Genomic DNA, 16,718 nt, shown 5'->3' on the forward strand with positions numbered 1-16,718 from the left:
CAGATTTATAGATACTTGAAGTGCTAATAAATCGTGTTTAAAGCACCATAGATGTGCACAAAAACCTGCACCAAGCTGTATGGCGATTGGCTTCGAAAAGTAAATTTCAGCCCACTGCGATTAATGTTATCCTCCCGCCCCTAACCACTAGAACCCCCCCTATAACTATTTGATCTTCTTATAAAAGAAGCAGAGGAGTCACATGAGCCTGTTACTGGTTGCAGATATCGGCGGCACCAATGGCCGTTTTGGTTTAATCGAATTCGATGAAAAAGACATCGATGCAAATGGCCAAATCAATTACACCGCAGAACGTCAAATTACGCTCAAATGCGCGGAGCATGCCGATATGGCAACAATGATCAAAGCCTGCTGCGCACAATTTGGTGTGGATGTTCCCGCTTACGCCTGCTTGGCGATTGCTGGCCCAATCGAAAATGGCCAAGCGGCCATGACCAACTTGAACTGGAAGTTTTCAGTAGATGGCCTGCGCGATCAACTTGGCATGAAAAGACTGCATGTCATCAACGATTTTGCGTCCCTCGCCTACGCTGTTCCATTTTTACAAAGCAATGAATTAGTCACCCTGTACGAATCCAACAAATCCAATGCAGAAGCGCCGATTGTGGTGATGGGACCGGGAACCGGTTTTGGAATGGCCGCACTGGTACCAAGTCAAAACAATTGGAAAATTATCCCGACCGAAGGTGGTCACGCCAGTTTTGCACCGACCAATGAAAAAGAACTCGCAATCAAGTCCTTTTTACTGAAAGAGCAAAACCACGTATCGGTAGAAAATATTTTATCTGGCGGCGGTTTGGTCACCCTTTATCGCGCCCTCGCCCACCTCGCTGGAGCTGAAGCCAAACCTTACACCCCGGCCGATGTCAGCACCAAAGGCATTAACAATGAAGACTCACTTTGTCGCGAAGCGGTTTTGACGTTTTGCGATGTATTAGGTGAAGTAGCTGGCGATAAAGCACTATCTACCGGCGCGCGCGGCGGTGTCGTGATTGGCGGAGGTATCACACCAAAATTGGTTGACTTACTACCCGAATCACACTTCCTAGAGCGTTACAAAAACAAAGGCCCAATGGCGGGTTACGTAGGCGACATTTCCATTCGCCTGATTGTGAATGACAAAGCCGCACTAGTCGGTTCAGCCGCGTGGTTAATTCACAACACGCCTGAATTAAAAGCGCAGTAATCAACACTGCAATTTTACCGAATAAAAAATGCACTCTCGGGTGCATTTTTTATTGGTGTTGATTTTATTTTTTACTGTTTATCTTTCGCTTTAAGCAAAGGCCCTGTCGATTCACGCGTAATAATGCTTGAACTCAACATGCTCGCGGGCAATTGAATTTCGCGCCCTTTTAATTGCTTCAGTAATAGATCAGTCGCTTTTTTTGCCATCTGGCGAATAGGCTGGCGAATGGTGGTGAGCGATGGCCAAATCTGATGGGCAACCGGCGTATCGTCAAATCCAGCAACCGATAAATGCGCAGGAATTTTAATTCCCATTTGGTGTGCAACCATCATTACACCGGCAGCCATATCATCGTTCGCAGCAAAAATAGCGGTAGGTCTTTGCTCATCAGCCAAAAGATTTTTTCCACACTGCTCGCCTGACTCAAACGAGTTATCGCCCTGCTGTACCAATTCAGCCAACAGTGGCAAATCATTTTCAACCAATGCCGCTTTATAACCTTCGTAACGCAACGACATAGCGCGGTGATCCGGGTGGCCGCAAATAAAACCTATACGAGTATGCCCCTGTGCAATTAGCTGACAGGTCATATCGTAGGAAGCTTCTTCATCGTTGGTTTCTACGTAAGGCGATGCCGATTTATTTTCCGTCGGTGCCACGCGCACGAAGGGAATGTTCATCTTTTTAAGCAGATTGATCACACTCATATTGTCGGACAAAGGTGGCGTCAACATCACTCCATCGACGCGCTTTTCCAGAATCATATCGGTCACATCATTAATCAGATTCGGATCGCGATGAATAGCAGGATGCACAAGCAATTCGTAACGTTGTGGGCGACAAATTTCCAGCACGCCTTCCTGAATATCCAATACATAGTGCGCACTGGGGTGACCGTAAATAAGCCCTAAAAGATAGGAACGATTACCTGCCAAACTGCGTGCCGACTGATTAGGGCGATACTCCAATTCGCGAATCGCCGCTTCTACTTTCTCGCGGGTTGCCGGGCGCACATTGGGTTCATTATTCACAACCCGCGACACGGTTTTCATAGACACGCCCGCTAACGCGGCAACATCATCGATAGTTGCTTTTGACACAGTTTCACCTCAGGTTGATTTTGTCGCTGTAATTGCCGCTGATGCGCAGAGTGACAGGGATTGTAAACCGGGAACAAACAATGTGACAGCCATAGGGGCTTGGATTATAGTACCGCGCGTTTGACGCAGGCTCTCTATCGGCAATCGTCAATTTAAGACCACGACAAAAAACACAATATTTTTATAACAAGAGGCAATACATGAAATCACCAGCCAAATACGGTCCGGCTTATGCAGCCGTCACAACCCTTTTTCTTGCATGGGGTTTTATCACCTCATTGATTGACCCACTCGTTGCAGCAGTAAAAGGCATTTTTAGCCTAACCGACGTACAAGCCCAACTTAGCGCCTTCGCATTTTTTATCGCTTACGGTGTGATGAGTTTTCCGGCCGCGGCCATCTTGTCGCGCTTTAAATCAGTACCGACCATTTTGATGGCGCTGGGCACTATGATCAGCGGCTGCCTGTTAATGCTGATCGCCGCCAACATTCAAAATTACACCTTGGTACTGGCGGGCTTATTTGTGTTGGCTGGTGGCATCACCGCCCTGCAAGTTGCTGCTAACCCATTAGCTGCGGCATTGGGCTCTCCCGAAGGCAGCCACTTCCGCCTTACTTTCAGTCAGGCATTCAATAGCTTCGGTACGTTTATCGGCCCAATCATCGGTGCATCTCTTTTCCTTGAAGGCATCGAAGTAAAACCTGGCATGGAAGTAACTGAAGCAGCTCGCGCAGAAGCTTTGGCAGGTATTGATGCGGCTTATTTTTGGCTGTCAGGCATGATCGCCATGCTGCTGATCTTCTTCTACTTCAGCCGCAATATTGTTGGGCAAGCTGCGCCTGCACCCGATAATGCCTCTCGTCGCAGTATTCCTGAAATGCTCAAAGAAGCAACTCAATCAAAATGGGCGCTATTGGGCGGCATGGCGATTTTCCTTTATGTAGGTGCAGAAGTTGCGATAGGCACACAAATGGCATTTTTCCTGAACTCGGATTCAATTTGGGGGCAGTCAGATGCAGCTTTCAATTTCCCATTGATCAGCTGGCTGTTTACGTCGGACGGCATTCCCGGAATTTCTCTGCAAGAAGCTGCAGCCATTACTGCCATCTACTGGGGTGGCGCAATGGTTGGTCGCCTGATTGGTTCAGCGCTCTTGGCAAAAGTAAATGCAGCCGTATTGCTCGCAACATTTACTGGCGGTGCTGCACTGATGTGCTTGTACGTATTTAGCGTAGGTGGTGTAAGCGCAGGCTTTGTTGCTTTGTCGATCGGTTTGTTGAACTCGATTATGTTCCCGGTTATTTTTACCCTGACACTGGAGCGCTCGACCGCCAGCGCGGAAGCAACTTCCGGGTTCCTCTGCACTGCAATTATCGGCGGAGCATTTGTTCCACTCCTGGTAGGTTTGGTTTCCGGACACTCCAGTTATATCACCGCCTTCATAGTGCCAGCAGCCTGCTATTTGGTACTGTGCTGGTTTGCGCTGAGCGCACGTAAAGTCAAAGCGACCAATGTTGCTGCTGAAGTAGCAACTGGCCACTAGAAAATAAGGCCGACGGTTTGATAACTGTCGGCCTTATTTTTCTTTCATTCTATAGCTCTAATTCTCTTACATCCTGCTTACTCAAGCGATCCCAATTACTCCCAACGCAAAGCGCGCTGCGTATCTGCAGTTTTTGCTTCAACCCATTTTTCATCACCCGCCGCATCAACTTCCTTTTTCCAAAAAGGTGCACGTGTTTTTAAAAAATCCATCAAAAATTCTGCTGCTTGAAATGCTTGCTCACGATGCGAGCTACTTACGCCCACAAACACGATTTGCTCTCCCGGATGCAATTCTCCAACACGATGCACAACACGTGCAGCAAGCAAATCCCAACGCTCTTTCGCTTCGACTATAATTTGCTGCAAGATATTTTCGGTCATGCCCGGATAGTGTTCGAGTGACATACTTGTCACCTGCTGCACGGCATTTATATCGCGCACCCGCCCGACAAAAAACACCACCGCACCCGCACTTTTATCATCGGCGATTAACGCTGCGTATTCGCGTCCGACATCGAAATCCTGAGTCTGAACTGCAACGGAAAAATTCATGTCAGCCTCCGGTTACCGACGGAAAAAATGCAACCTCATCGCCCGCTTTTATCTCTGAATCTGCTTTTGCATATTCATGATTAACCGCAACCAATAACTTCGTATTACCAATATATTGCTCCCACTCAGGGTGATCATTTACAAGTTGCTGCTTTAAAGCTGCGATACTATCGACATGCGCAGACGAGATAGTAACTTCTGCTGTTTTGAGCTGTTCACGCAATTGGGCGAGAAATAAAACGCGAATCATTTTTCATCACCCTGTCTTAGATAATGACCACGACGTCCGCCGGATTTCTCCAACAAACACACTTGCTCTATCACCATATCCATATCCACCGCTTTACACATATCGTAAATGGTTAATGCGGCGATGCTGGCAGCGGTTAAGGCTTCCATCTCTACACCGGTCTGCCCGGTCAACTTACAATAACTGGTAATCTCTACCGCAGACTTTGATTCATCAACAACAAAATCAACAGCAACTTTACTCAGCGCCAACGGATGACAAAGCGGAATCAAATCAGAACATTTTTTTGCTGCTTGAATACCCGCAATTCGGGCAACGGCCAACACATCCCCTTTTTTCAAGCTATTTGCCTGAATTTGCGCCAAGGTTTCTGCCTTCATCAACACTCGCGCAAAGGCCCGCGCTTCACGCACACTGGCAACTTTTTCCGAGACATCCACCATGCTGGCATGCCCGTGGGGATCGATATGGGTTAACGACATAAACAGCTATTCCTATAACAGGTCATTTACATATAAGGCGTACTTACGCGCTTTTTAAGTGTGCAGCGATGAGTAAATATCGCTATCATAAAACACCTGCTGGCTCTGGCCGCACATTTATTTCCGCGCAATAGAATCTCACTACCCAATGACATCCTCGCACACGCTAGATCGCCGCTTTACCCTCGCCCCCATGATGGAGTGGTCAACCTCAGATTGCCGCACATTTTGGCGCTTACTAACCCAAAAAGCGGTGCTTTATACCGAAATGGTCACCACCGGTGCCCTGCTCCACGGCGATAGAAAACGCTTTTTGGATTACAACGCCTGCGAACATCCATTAGCGCTGCAACTAGGCGGCAGTGACCCTATTGCCTTAGCAGAATGCACACGCATTGCAGAAGACTGGGGCTATGACGAGGTTAATCTCAATTGCGGCTGCCCGAGCGACCGAGTGCAAAACGGCATGATTGGCGCTTGTTTGATGGCAGAACCTCAGCTAGTCGCCGATTGCATCGCCACTATGCAAAATGCCGTAAAGATTCCAGTGACAGTCAAACATCGCATTGGTATCGATGACATGGAAGACTACGAAGGTTTGGCGAAATTTGTGGGAACCATCGCCGAAACCGGTTGCCACACCTTCATAGTGCATGCACGCAAAGCCTGGTTAAAAGGTTTAAGCCCTAAGGAAAACCGCGAAATTCCACCTCTGCAATACGACAAGGTGTATCAGCTGAAACAGGATTTCCCACACCTGGAAATTATCATCAACGGTGGAATTACAACCTTGGAGCAGAGCCAAAATCTGCTTGAACATGTCGATGGTGTCATGATTGGGCGCGAGGCATACAGCAATCCGTATTTGCTCGCACAAGTCGATCAACAGATTTATGGCATTGATACTCCTATCGTCAGTCGCGATGGGGTGATGCAAAAATTTATGCAGTACTGCGAAGAAGAATTGATTAAGGGTGCTCGCCTCAATCACCTCACCCGCCATATTCTTGGGCTTTACCAAGGATTACCGGGAGCACGCAGTTTTAGACGAATTATTAGCGAGCAAGCACATAAGCCCAAAGCAGGAATTGAGGTACTTAAACGCGCGCTTGAGGTACTAAATGAGGTACCATTAGCGACCTCAGTTGAAGGTGATAAGGCTTAATATCTTCAATACTATTGATTTATCGACTTATAAAAAATGACTGCTTTCAACATAAAGTCATGAAGACTACAATATATCTGACGGCAATAATCGAAGATCAACCACACGTACTTTCAGAGATAGGATTACCACTGTGACTAGTAAACTTGAACAACTGAAACAATTTACCGACGTTGTTGCTGATACCGGCGACATCGAAGCCATCCGTTTGTACAAACCACTGGATGCTACCACCAACCCATCGTTGGTATATAAAGCTGCGCAAATGCCACAGTATCAAGACCTGTTAGCAGCATCGATAAACGCAAGCAAAAGCATCACCAACAGCGCGCAACAACTGAGCGCAGCATGCGATCACTTGGCAGTTGGCATTGGTTTGGAAATTTTGAAAATCGTTCCGGGTCGCATTTCTACCGAAGTGGATGCACGCTTATCATTTGACACCAAAGCATCTATCGCGAAAGCGCACGAACTGATCAATCTTTATGAAAAAGGCGGTGTGGATAAATCACGCGTATTGATCAAATTAGCTTCCACTTGGGAAGGAATTCGCGCCGCTGAAGTGCTGGAAAAAGAAGGCATCAACTGTAACCTGACCCTGTTGTTTGGCTTCAATCAAGCTGCTGCTTGTGCTGACGCTGGTGTATTCCTGATTTCTCCATTCGTTGGTCGTATTTTGGATTGGTACAAAGCCAATACCGATAAAAAAGAATACACATCGGAAGAAGATCCAGGCGTAATTTCTGTACGTCATATTTACAACTACTACAAACAAAACGGCTACAACACTGTTGTTATGGGCGCGAGCTTCCGCAACCTCGGTGAAATTGAAGCATTGGCTGGCTGTGACCGTTTGACCATCAGTCCACAATTGCTGCAAGAATTGGAGCAAGATAAAGGTGAACTCAAGCGTGTACTGTCTCCTGACAATACTGGCGCTGCTATCGCAAAACAAATCGAAACTGAAACCAGTTTCCGTTTTGGTTTGAATCAGGATGCAATGGCTACCGAAAAATTAGCCGAAGGTATTCGTGGTTTTGTAAAAGACCAAATCAACCTTGAGAATTTGTTGAAGTCTCGTGCTTAATAAACTCTCTCGCTTCATCGAACGCCATCTGCAGCCTGCAGATGGCGCTTCGCCTCCCCTATCCGCTCACCAAAAACAAGTTGCAGTTGCTGCATTACTTGTCGAAGTTGCAATGGCAGATCAAAAATTCAGCGATATTGAGCTGGATAATCTCGGCAAAATTCTCACGCAGAAATTCAATTTATCCTACGAAGAACAGAACGAACTGATTAGCCTCGCCAAAAATGAAACTAATCATGCGACGTCCCTGCATCAATTCACGCAACTGATTAATCAGTCCTGCAATTACGATGAAAAGTTCAAGCTGATGATAGCCATGTGGGAAATGGCTTATGCGGACGGGAATTTGGATAAATATGAAGATTATGTGATTCGCAAAGTGGCTGATTTGATTTACGTGCCCCACAGCGAATTTATTCGTGCAAAAAGCCAAGTAAAATCAGGCTTGGAAAACGCAGAAAATTAATTTTTATACAGTAGGCAATTAACAGCTTTCAAGCATATTAACCAGATTGCGGAAAGTATCGGCATTACTCGCATTTAGCCCCATCAAAATTCGATGTGCTTCAAGCACCTTTTCTTTGACCTCTTGCTCATCACAGTTAATACAATTTAATGGCTGACTCGCCAGTACAGGCTCTTCAAGCTTATCAACGATAGTAAAGATATCGCTGAAACCCATAGTCTGTAAAATTCGCTGAATACTGGGATTACTTGCCAAAATCACCGGCATAATTCCGTGGCGCTCTTGCCCGAGAATAGAAATTTTTGCCATCAATCCGAGTGTTGTACTGTCTATAGCTTCCGCCTCGGAAAGATCAAACAACACAGAAGTAAAACTTTCACTCTTAAACATTGCATCAATAAATTGATCAAAAGAGATGCACAAGGTCAGGCGAACATCACCTACCATCTTGATCACGTAAACGCCATTGTGATCAGCAACTAAAATCTGGCCGGCTTTCATCAACTCACACCTCGGGAGATGGACAGGACTGCAATGTCATCCGGGTTATCACGAATTTCTTTAATATCCAAAGTATTACAGACTGAATCCAAACTGCCACTGCTTTCTGCAATGCGTTTTAATAAATGAGCTTCTTTATCCTGTAACTCTGGCTGAGGCAAAATTTCCAGCACACCATCAGAAAAGCATACTAATGCAAATTTTTCTGGTAGTTGTCGCTCATAAATTTCCCAGCTGACATCTTTAAATATTCCTACCGGCTTTCCTCGCCCGGTCAAATATTCCGCGCCGGATTCAGTGAGCAAAATTGGCATTGGCAAATGTCCAGCCACAACATAATGCATTTTGTTAGTTTCGGTATCTATAACACCAACAAAGAGCGTTAAATGATGACTTAGGCGCGTCTCATGCAGCTCGCGATTGATCTGCCGCAACATGAGGTCTGCACCCTGCACAAACGAATCCTCATCGCCAAACAATCCTTCTTCGCGCACCATGCGGCTTACCAAGTGCTTAAGCCAAATGGTGACAAATGCTGAAGATGCGCCATGCCCGGACACATCAGCCAAATAAAAGGCTAGGTAACGCTTTTTGATATTGGCGTAATCGACAAAATCGCCGCTGAGAAATAGCGAAGGAACAATAGTATGAGCAGCGGTATAACCACTCTCTGTAGTAAACCCGGACGGCATCAGACGCCGTTGGACTCGTCGCCCAGCAATATGATCGCGCTCAAGAACACGCAAATTCTCTTTCAATTCACGGTTAGCATCTTCCAATTGGGTACGATAACGCTGGTTTTGCTCTTCCAGATCTTGCCGATCCAGCACCTTGCCAATTGAATGCACCAGCACTTCCAAATCAACCAACGGTTTAATGAGATAGTCACGCGCGCCCAATCGCAGTGCCGATACCACATCATTCATAACACCGGCGCCAGAAATAACAATCACTGGCAACCCTGGATAACGATCATCCAGCAACTGCAGCAGCTGCAAGCCATCGCCATTAGGCATACGTAAATCAGTGATAATCAGATCAGGGAGGGAGCTTTCGGAATTGGCAAGAAGATCAAGCGCAGCGGTCGCATCAGAGGTGGGGCACACATCAAACCCACTATCCGTCAGATAGGTCACAATACTCTGGCGGACAAGAACATCGTCATCGATGATAAGCAGCTTTCGGCTAGCGGGTGTCATCTTCTGCTCGGGCTTTTTTGGCTACAAGTTGAGTTAAGGACAAATCAATAAGGCGCGTAACACTACTCCTTCACCCTAAGGAGCGCAAGCCATAGTAGCTAAAGCAGGCGCTGCTTAGGCGATTAAGTTTTGTTTACCTTTCTTGCCTCAATATGAAGCATTCACCGTATATCTTTATTTCGGTTTATTACGATTTTTATCGCGCTCTGCCTTACGGCGCATCTCTACCAGCTGACGCTGTGTCATCTTGCTCTTGCGCTCACTGTAAGGGTTTTCATTATTGCGATATTCAATCTTTACCGGTGTTCCATGCAAGTCCAACACCCGACGGAAAGTCTTTTCCAAATATTTGGTGTAATGGCTTGGTACGTCATTCGTTTGATTGCCATGTATTACAATGATTGGTGGATTATGACCACCCGGATGCGCATAACGTAGCTTGATGCGGCGCCCTTGAATCATTGGAGGCTGATGCTCACGCACTGCATCCTGCAAAATTCGCGTCAGGAAGTTGGTACTGAACTTATCAGTCGCCGATTGGTAAGCCAACTCAATCGATTTGTAGAGATTCCCCACCCCGGTTCCATGCAGAGCTGAGATGAAGTGAATGGTGGCAAAATCCACAAAACGTAACCGACGCTCAAGTTCGTTTTTGACGTACTGTTTGTGCGCATCATCCAGACCATCCCACTTATTCAGTGCGATAACCAACGCGCGCCCCGCTTCGATAGTAGTGCCCATCAAATGCAGATCTTGCTCAACTACACCTTCACTGGCATCCATTACCAACACAACTACGTTGGCATCCGCAATTGCCTGCATGGTCTTCACGATCGAGAATTTCTCGACCATTAAATCGATATTCTTGCGGCGTCTTACACCCGCGGTATCTATGAGGGTGTAAGGTTTGTCAAAACGAGTGTATTTAATATAGGTACTGTCACGAGTAGTGCCCGGTTCGTCATACACCACTACCCGCTCCTCACCTAGTAAGCGGTTTACCAGTGTGGATTTACCTACATTTGGACGACCGACGATGGCAATCTTAATTCCAGAAGCTTCATCCGATTGATAATCTTCCGGAAGCTCGGGAATTTCAGCCAGCACATCTTCCATTAGCGATCTAACACCACGCCCGTGACTGGCAGTGGTCGGATAAACCTCACCCATTCCCAGCTCGTAAAAGGGCGCCAATGCAATATCAGGATCCATCCCATCAATTTTGTTTGCCACAAGGTAGGTTTTTTTGTTGTGGACACGCAGATGTTTTGCGATCAATGCATCGGCAGGATTCAATCCTGCCCGACTATCGAGAATAAAGAGCACTATGTCCGCTTCCTGAATCGCCAGCAGCGACTGCCCTGCCATCATGCTATCGATACCTTCCTCTTCACCGCTGATGCCACCTGTGTCAATCACAATAAAACGGCGATTTTCCAATACACCTTCACCGTATTTACGATCGCGTGTCAGACCAGGATAGTCAGCAACAAGCGCATCGCGCGATTGTGTAAGGCGATTAAATAAAGTGGATTTACCCACATTCGGGCGTCCAACAAGGGCAATTACGGGAATTATCATAAAAGTATCAGTGTGCTGAGATATCAAAGGATTGCAGTCTGTCAGGCTGCATAAATTTTGGTGCGTAAAAAACAAAACCAGCCGCTGTGAAGTTTACCTTATTCAACAACGGCAAACTCAAGCGGCTGGCTGGTATTACAAAAATTCAGAAAGACTATTCGTCCTTTTCTGCTCTGAATGCGATTAACTTGCCCCCATTGGTGAAAACATAGAGAGTCTCACCATCAGTCAACATGGGGGCACGAGCCCCTTTTCGGTCAACTCTGGTGCGCGCAACGAACTCACCATCATTCTGATTGAGTACGTGCATGTACCCTTTAAAGTCAACCACGGCAACATAATCGCCAAAAACCTGCGGGCCATTTAGCAGGCGACGCAGCATTTTTTCGTTACTCCAAAGTTGTTCACCAGTTACAGAGTTATAAGCAACCAACTTGCCATCGGCGTGCGATACAAACAGCTTATCGCCAGAGACTGCCAGATTTTCGCTGGTCGAGCCATCTTGCCCCCAAATAGGTTTGCCAGTACCGCGCGCAAGCGCACTTATGCGACCTTGATAGGTTCCCACATAAATAACACCATCTTTGATCAGTGGACTGGAATGAATATCCACCATGCGCTCCAGTTCAGAACGACCTTTGGGTGATGCAATTCGTTGCTCCCACAGGATCAATCCATTTGCAGGATTGAAAGCCATCATTCTGCCGTTGGAAAATCCGGCATAGATAGCGGTGTCGGTCACTATGGGTGACGGGGTGCCGCGCAGAGTCAAAACTGGCGGAGGGTTATCGTAAAACCACAATTGCTCACCGGTTTTAGCATCTAACGCAAAGAGTTTACCGTTTACAGTTTGAGTGGCAACAACTGTACCGTTAGTGCGGGGGGCAGAAACCACCTCACCAGGTAATTGCTTGCGCCATAATTCTTCGCCCGACTCTTTAGACAAAGCCATTACTTCGCCAGCATAAGTAGCCACGAGCAACAGGCCGTTTTCGGCACCAATACCACCCACAATTTGACGGTTGGGATCTCCTGCAACAAAAAAGCTTTTGAACCAACCCCACAAACCATACTGTGCTTTGTTAACTTTTAGTGACCACAATTTCTTGCCAGTTTGGCTATCCATTGCAACAACCAAACCTTCATAGTCCACAGCATAGATAGCATCGCCATCCAATGCGGGAGTGAGGCTGCTAAACCCTTTGTTTTGACCTTCGCCTATGCCACGCGACCACACTTTGTCGAGATCGAGTGTTTCTTCAAAATCGACCAATTCCATAGGTTCGTTGCCGGTTTTTTTACTAAACCATGAGCAACCGGACATAGCGAATGCACAAAGCAATACCAACCAGCTTAAGTGCCTCACGGAGACTTGCATCATTGAGCGCTCCCCTCAGTGCCGGTAGCGTCGCTCACTTTCAAATCATTTACTTTCATTTGCAGCAACATATAACGCTCTTGTTGTTGTGGATCTGTCGCGCCTAACGCTTTTTCAAATGCGGTACGGGCTGCATCCAAATCACCTTGTTGTTTAAGAATATCGCCGCGCGCTTCTGCATACTCTGAAGCAAATGCAGCAGCTGGCTCAGGCGATAATTGCGCTAATGCATCATCGTAGGCTTTTTGTGCAGTCAGCACGCGAGCCAAACGCAAACGCGCAAGCTGCTCGGTAGCAGCCTCGGGTTTGGCAGACAAAACCCATTTAAGTTCACTTGCGGCAGTATCCAAATTGCCTTCTTCTACAGCCAATTTAGCCAAGAAAAATGCGGCGCTGTGAGCATACATACTTTTGCTATTACCATCTTTTAATTCACCCGCCAGATGAGTAATCGTGGCTTTATCTGCATCTGTTAAGGTCTTGCCTTGGTCAACTGCAGCCAGTTTCAACAGTTGTTCATAAACCGCTGATGCATTTTCTGCTTTTTGGCGTTTTTGATCTTGCCATGCGGTATAACCAAAATATGCAGCAACAGCTACTATCACTGCGATAACTACGGTCTTGCCGTAATTCATCCACCAGCGCTTTAAGTTTTCTAATTGTTCTTCTTCTGAAAGATGTACGCTCACAATCGACTCCTGTTGGCCTTAGCGCAATGCGCAAAATATAGAAAATAATTTAGATATAACGTTATTTTTTTACTCAAGCATTCACTTACTCAAACGACTGCAAGTAAGCGAGCGCATCATCAAACGCGAGCGTTTGCTGTTCAATTTCTTCACGCAAGAATTTGATCGTAACTTTTCCGGCCTGTGCTTCATCTTCACCTAATATGAGTGCGATATCAGCGCCGGATTTATCCGCTTTTTTCAGTTGATTTTTGAAGTTACCACCACCGCAATTGGTTAACAGACGCGCGAACGGCAATTCGTCGCGGATACGCTCTGCTAATTGCATGGCAGTTGTTTGTACATTACCGACGGCAACCAAGAAGATGTCGGCTTGCTGATCAAGGTCCTCTGGTACCGCTGCTACAGCTTGTAAAAGCAAAACCAAGCGTTCAAGACCAATGCCAAAACCAACGGCAGGTGTTGATTTACCACCAAGCTGCTCGACCAAACCATCGTAACGACCGCCAGCACAGACTGTACTTTGCGCACCCAATTTGTCGGTCACCCACTCGAACGCCGTTTTACCATAATAATCAAGGCCACGCACCAAACGTGAATTGACTTTATAGGTAATACCAGCAGCGTCCAGCAACACTTTCAAACCCTCAAAATGAATACGCGACTCTTCATCCAAATAATCCAGCAATACCGGGGCTTCATTAAGCAGCGCTTGGGTATTGGCATCTTTGGAATCAAGAATACGCATAGGATTGGTCGATAAGCGGCGCTTGCTATCTTCATCCAATTGATCTTGAACATTGCTCAAAAAAGCAACTAAAGCATCTTTGTATGCTGCGCGCGCAGCTGTGCTGCCGAGGGAATTAATTTGTAACTCGACATGATCAGCAACACCAAGTTCGCGCAAAACACGCGCACTCAGCATTAAAACTTCAGCATCAATATCCGGCCCTTGAATACCGAATGTTTCAACACCTATTTGATGAAACTGACGATAGCGACCTTTTTGGGGGCGCTCATGGCGAAACATCGGCCCCATGTACCAAAGTCGCTGGGATTGATTGTAAAGCAAACCATTTTCTTCACACGCACGCACACAACAGGCTGTACCTTCCGGACGCAATGTCAGGCTATCGCCATTGCGATCTTCAAAGGTATACATCTCTTTTTCAACGATATCGGTCACTTCACCAATTGAACGCTTAAAAAGCTCAGTTGACTCAACAATCGGGAAACGAATTTCCTGATAACCGTAACGCGCCAAAATATCGGTGACTACACCCTCTACGTATTGCCACAAAGGTGAATCTGCCGGCAGCAAATCATTCATGCCGCGAATTGCCTGAATCTTTTTCAATTTAAAATCCTAACTATTGCACACCAAAAAGCAATTAGCCCTTGGCAATAATATTCTTGGCGTCAGCATCCATTTGTGCTTGTTTTTGCGCCGCTTTTGTACGGATCAACCGCTCCAGATTATCAACCAGGTTTTCATTGGTTAATTTCTGATTGGGTTCACCGTCGATATAAATCAAATTGCTGGGCGTACCACCAGCAAGCCCGAGATCCGCTTCTTTCGCCTCACCGGGGCCATTAACCACACAACCGATAACGGCAACATCAAGCGGCACAGTAATATCCTCAACGCGCTGCTCAAGGTCATTCATGGTTTTGATTACATCAAAATTTTGGCGAGAACAACTTGGGCAGGCGATAAAGTTCACGCCTTTGCTGCGCAAACGCAGACTGCGCAACATATCCCAACCCACTTTAATTTCTTCAACTGGATCAGCAGCCAGCGAGACGCGAATGGTGTCACCAATACCGTCCATCAAAAGCGCGCCCAAACCTATTGAGGATTTCACTGTACCTGAACGCAAACCACCTGCTTCGGTAATGCCCAAATGCAGTGGTTGCTCAATCAATGTCGCGAGTTTGCGATAAGCAGCAACAGCCATAAACACATCTGATGCTTTTACACTGACTTTAAAATTCTGAAAATTTAACGAGTCCAGAATCTCAACATGACGTAATGCCGATTCAACCAAAGCGTCAGGCGTTGGTTCACCATATTTTTTTTGCAAATCTTTTTCGAGCGAACCAGCATTAACACCAATTCGAATCGGGATATTCAGATCGCGAGCTTTATCCACTACAGCTTTGATGCGCTTTTCGCGGCCAATATTTCCCGGGTTAATACGCAAACAATCTACACCTAGATCCGCAACACGCAGCGCAATCCGGTAATCAAAGTGAATATCGGCAACCAAAGGGATAGTGACTTGTTTGCGAATTTCACCAAATGCTTCTGCTGCCTCCATAGTGGGAACAGAAACACGAATAATATCGGCGCCCGCCAGCTGAATTCGACGAATTTGCTCAACAGTTGCAGCAATATCGGTGGTTTCAGTATTGGTCATACTCTGAACTGAAATAGGCGCATCACCACCGACTGGAACATTACCCACCATAATTTGGCGAGACTTACGACGCTTAATTGGAGACTCGCAGTGCATATAAATTCCTGATCACATTACGCGACTATTCGCGCGTGGACTCACCCACTTTTAACGACAACACATTAGTACCAATTGCCGGTACTATCGCGACTTCATTGCCATTAAGTTCTATTTTTGCACCCGGTGCATTACCGAGTTTTACATCAAAAGGCGCCTTACCCTGCAATTGCAAACTGCCACCTGCACGCTGCAAATCTGCAATTAAAACATCACCCACGGCATCACTGACCTCAAGCCAACACTCTTGAGTGAATGAAAATCGGATTAAATCCCGCTGGGAATTAAGTATTTGATTTGCAGGCGTAGAGGATGGTGCGATTGAAGAAGATGACTGACTCATCGCAGACATACTGGAAATCTGCGTAGCAGTATCCCCCCCTGCTACATCCTTATCTGTTTGAGTCAAGGCTCCAGCATTCATAGCATCAACTGCTGCACTAGCAGATGGCTGATTTTCCACAACACCTGCTGAACTTGTCGCAATAGCAACTTGCGAATCCATTACAACTTCTGCAGGAGGAATTACAACTACGGACGGGTTATAAGCTGGCTCTTGGCGATTATCAAAAAACCAGATGGAAAGCAGCCAAACCACAAGTAAAACCACCAGAATCAGCACAATAAATTGCCATAAAGGTTTATTTGCAGATTCAACTTTCTGAGGAACTACCGGTTCAATCAAACCATGTTCTTGTGCGTGGCGATCATAGGCAGCAAGCAACTCTTCTACATCAAGTTTTACCAAGTTTGCGTAGGAGCGCAGATAGCCGCGAATGAACGTATCTGACCCCATATGACGATAATCATCCGACTCAAGGGAGCGCACCTTGGTCAAGGTCATGTAGAGTTCTTTTGCCACTTCCTCTTGAGTCAGGTTCGCACGCTCACGCGCCCACACCAATAATTTTCCGGGGGAAAGCTCGCAAAAACGACTATCGTCGATGGTTTTGTTTTCGTTGTCGGATGTCATTGAAAGCCCGTTGTGATCACTAT

The 16,718-nt window shown here is 46.4% G+C and carries 17 protein-coding genes; 5 read left to right on the forward strand and 12 right to left on the reverse strand.

Annotated elements, in window-relative coordinates:
- The first annotated feature begins 202 nt into the window (after positions 1–202).
- A complete protein-coding gene (gene glk / locus SPL68_RS12215; protein WP_323815441.1) occupies positions 203–1,207 on the forward strand; it encodes a glucokinase in 1,005 nt (334 codons plus the stop codon).
- Between the two features lie 71 nt (positions 1,208–1,278).
- Here glk and SPL68_RS12220 read toward each other — a convergent pair whose 3' ends face one another.
- The gene (locus tag SPL68_RS12220; protein ID WP_323815442.1) at positions 1,279–2,310 is read right to left on the reverse strand and encodes a LacI family DNA-binding transcriptional regulator; all 1,032 of its coding nucleotides are present in this window, start codon (positions 2,308–2,310) and stop codon (positions 1,279–1,281) included.
- Positions 2,311–2,510: 200 nt separating this feature from the next.
- Between SPL68_RS12220 and SPL68_RS12225 the strand changes: the two genes are divergently transcribed.
- Positions 2,511–3,854: an MFS transporter gene (locus SPL68_RS12225; protein ID WP_323815443.1), complete on the forward strand. Its 1,344-nt coding sequence runs from the start codon at positions 2,511–2,513 to the stop codon at positions 3,852–3,854.
- 95 nt (positions 3,855–3,949) lie between these two features.
- Here SPL68_RS12225 and moaE read toward each other — a convergent pair whose 3' ends face one another.
- From moaE to moaC, 3 genes are read right to left on the reverse strand one after another with little or no spacing between them, the layout of a single operon-like run.
- Positions 3,950–4,408 (reverse strand): molybdopterin synthase catalytic subunit MoaE, encoded by a 459-nt coding sequence (gene moaE, locus SPL68_RS12230; protein WP_323815444.1) that lies wholly within the window; start codon positions 4,406–4,408, stop codon positions 3,950–3,952.
- 1 nt (position 4,409) lies between these two features.
- Entirely contained in the window at positions 4,410–4,658 is a 249-nt protein-coding gene (locus tag SPL68_RS12235) for a MoaD/ThiS family protein (RefSeq protein ID WP_323815445.1), read from the reverse strand.
- Positions 4,655–5,140, reverse strand: coding sequence for a cyclic pyranopterin monophosphate synthase MoaC (gene moaC, locus SPL68_RS12240; RefSeq protein ID WP_323815446.1), 486 nt, complete (start codon positions 5,138–5,140; stop codon positions 4,655–4,657). Before moaC ends, SPL68_RS12235 begins: the two co-directional genes overlap by 4 nt.
- 148 nt (positions 5,141–5,288) lie before the next feature.
- Here moaC and dusA point away from each other — a divergent pair, with 148 nt between their 5' ends.
- The 3 genes from dusA (at position 5,289) to SPL68_RS12255 (ending at position 7,858) form a co-directional block, all read left to right on the forward strand.
- Entirely contained in the window at positions 5,289–6,305 is a 1,017-nt protein-coding gene (gene dusA, locus SPL68_RS12245) for a tRNA dihydrouridine(20/20a) synthase DusA (RefSeq protein ID WP_323815447.1), read from the forward strand.
- Between the two features lie 133 nt (positions 6,306–6,438).
- On the forward strand, positions 6,439–7,392 hold the full coding sequence (gene tal / locus SPL68_RS12250; RefSeq protein ID WP_323815448.1) for a transaldolase: 954 nt from the start codon (positions 6,439–6,441) through the stop codon (positions 7,390–7,392).
- On the forward strand, positions 7,385–7,858 hold the full coding sequence (locus tag SPL68_RS12255) for a tellurite resistance TerB family protein (protein ID WP_323815449.1): 474 nt from the start codon (positions 7,385–7,387) through the stop codon (positions 7,856–7,858). Before tal ends, SPL68_RS12255 begins: the two co-directional genes overlap by 8 nt.
- 18 nt (positions 7,859–7,876) lie before the next feature.
- Here the strand turns inward: SPL68_RS12255 and SPL68_RS12260 are convergent, their stop codons facing one another.
- From SPL68_RS12260 to SPL68_RS12295, 8 genes are all read right to left on the reverse strand, one after another.
- On the reverse strand, positions 7,877–8,359 hold the full coding sequence (locus tag SPL68_RS12260) for an STAS domain-containing protein (protein WP_323815450.1): 483 nt from the start codon (positions 8,357–8,359) through the stop codon (positions 7,877–7,879).
- A complete protein-coding gene (locus SPL68_RS12265) occupies positions 8,359–9,558 on the reverse strand; it encodes a PP2C family protein-serine/threonine phosphatase (RefSeq protein ID WP_323815451.1) in 1,200 nt (399 codons plus the stop codon). The genes SPL68_RS12260 and SPL68_RS12265 overlap by 1 nt, the downstream gene beginning before the upstream one ends.
- Before the next feature lie 174 nt (positions 9,559–9,732).
- Positions 9,733–11,136 carry a ribosome biogenesis GTPase Der gene (der, locus tag SPL68_RS12270; protein ID WP_323815750.1) on the reverse strand — a complete coding sequence of 468 codons (1,404 nt, stop codon included), beginning with the start codon at positions 11,134–11,136 and terminating at the stop codon, positions 9,733–9,735.
- A 157-nt stretch (positions 11,137–11,293) separates the two neighbouring features.
- Positions 11,294–12,520, reverse strand: a complete 1,227-nt coding sequence (bamB, locus tag SPL68_RS12275) for an outer membrane protein assembly factor BamB (protein WP_323815452.1) — start codon at positions 12,518–12,520, stop codon at positions 11,294–11,296.
- A complete protein-coding gene (locus SPL68_RS12280; RefSeq protein WP_323815453.1) occupies positions 12,517–13,206 on the reverse strand; it encodes a YfgM family protein in 690 nt (229 codons plus the stop codon). The genes bamB and SPL68_RS12280 overlap by 4 nt, the downstream gene beginning before the upstream one ends.
- Before the next feature lie 85 nt (positions 13,207–13,291).
- Entirely contained in the window at positions 13,292–14,563 is a 1,272-nt protein-coding gene (hisS, locus tag SPL68_RS12285; RefSeq protein ID WP_323815454.1) for a histidine--tRNA ligase, read from the reverse strand.
- Positions 14,564–14,597: 34 nt separating this feature from the next.
- Positions 14,598–15,722, reverse strand: coding sequence for a flavodoxin-dependent (E)-4-hydroxy-3-methylbut-2-enyl-diphosphate synthase (gene ispG, locus SPL68_RS12290; RefSeq protein ID WP_323815455.1), 1,125 nt, complete (start codon positions 15,720–15,722; stop codon positions 14,598–14,600).
- 25 nt (positions 15,723–15,747) lie between these two features.
- Complete coding sequence (locus SPL68_RS12295; protein ID WP_323815456.1) at positions 15,748–16,695, reverse strand: RodZ domain-containing protein; 948 nt, start codon at positions 16,693–16,695, stop codon at positions 15,748–15,750.
- Positions 16,696–16,718 lie beyond the last annotated feature (23 nt).

This window comes from Cellvibrio chitinivorans (genome assembly GCF_035117775.1).
Lineage (GTDB): Bacteria > Pseudomonadota > Gammaproteobacteria > Pseudomonadales > Cellvibrionaceae > Cellvibrio > Cellvibrio chitinivorans.

Coding starts and splice junctions, on each gene's coding strand:
- moaC (WP_323815446.1), bottom strand. CDS start 5,140: ATGTCGTTAACCCATATCGATCCCCACGGGCATGCCAGCATGGTGGAT.
- SPL68_RS12260 (WP_323815450.1), bottom strand. CDS start 8,359: ATGAAAGCCGGCCAGATTTTAGTTGCTGATCACAATGGCGTTTACGTG.
- glk (WP_323815441.1), top strand. CDS start 203: ATGAGCCTGTTACTGGTTGCAGATATCGGCGGCACCAATGGCCGTTTT.
- SPL68_RS12225 (WP_323815443.1), top strand. CDS start 2,511: ATGAAATCACCAGCCAAATACGGTCCGGCTTATGCAGCCGTCACAACC.
- moaE (WP_323815444.1), bottom strand. CDS start 4,408: ATGAATTTTTCCGTTGCAGTTCAGACTCAGGATTTCGATGTCGGACGC.
- SPL68_RS12235 (WP_323815445.1), bottom strand. CDS start 4,658: ATGATTCGCGTTTTATTTCTCGCCCAATTGCGTGAACAGCTCAAAACA.
- dusA (WP_323815447.1), top strand. CDS start 5,289: ATGACATCCTCGCACACGCTAGATCGCCGCTTTACCCTCGCCCCCATG.
- SPL68_RS12295 (WP_323815456.1), bottom strand. CDS start 16,695: ATGACATCCGACAACGAAAACAAAACCATCGACGATAGTCGTTTTTGC.
- bamB (WP_323815452.1), bottom strand. CDS start 12,520: ATGATGCAAGTCTCCGTGAGGCACTTAAGCTGGTTGGTATTGCTTTGT.
- SPL68_RS12265 (WP_323815451.1), bottom strand. CDS start 9,558: ATGACACCCGCTAGCCGAAAGCTGCTTATCATCGATGACGATGTTCTT.
- ispG (WP_323815455.1), bottom strand. CDS start 15,722: ATGCACTGCGAGTCTCCAATTAAGCGTCGTAAGTCTCGCCAAATTATG.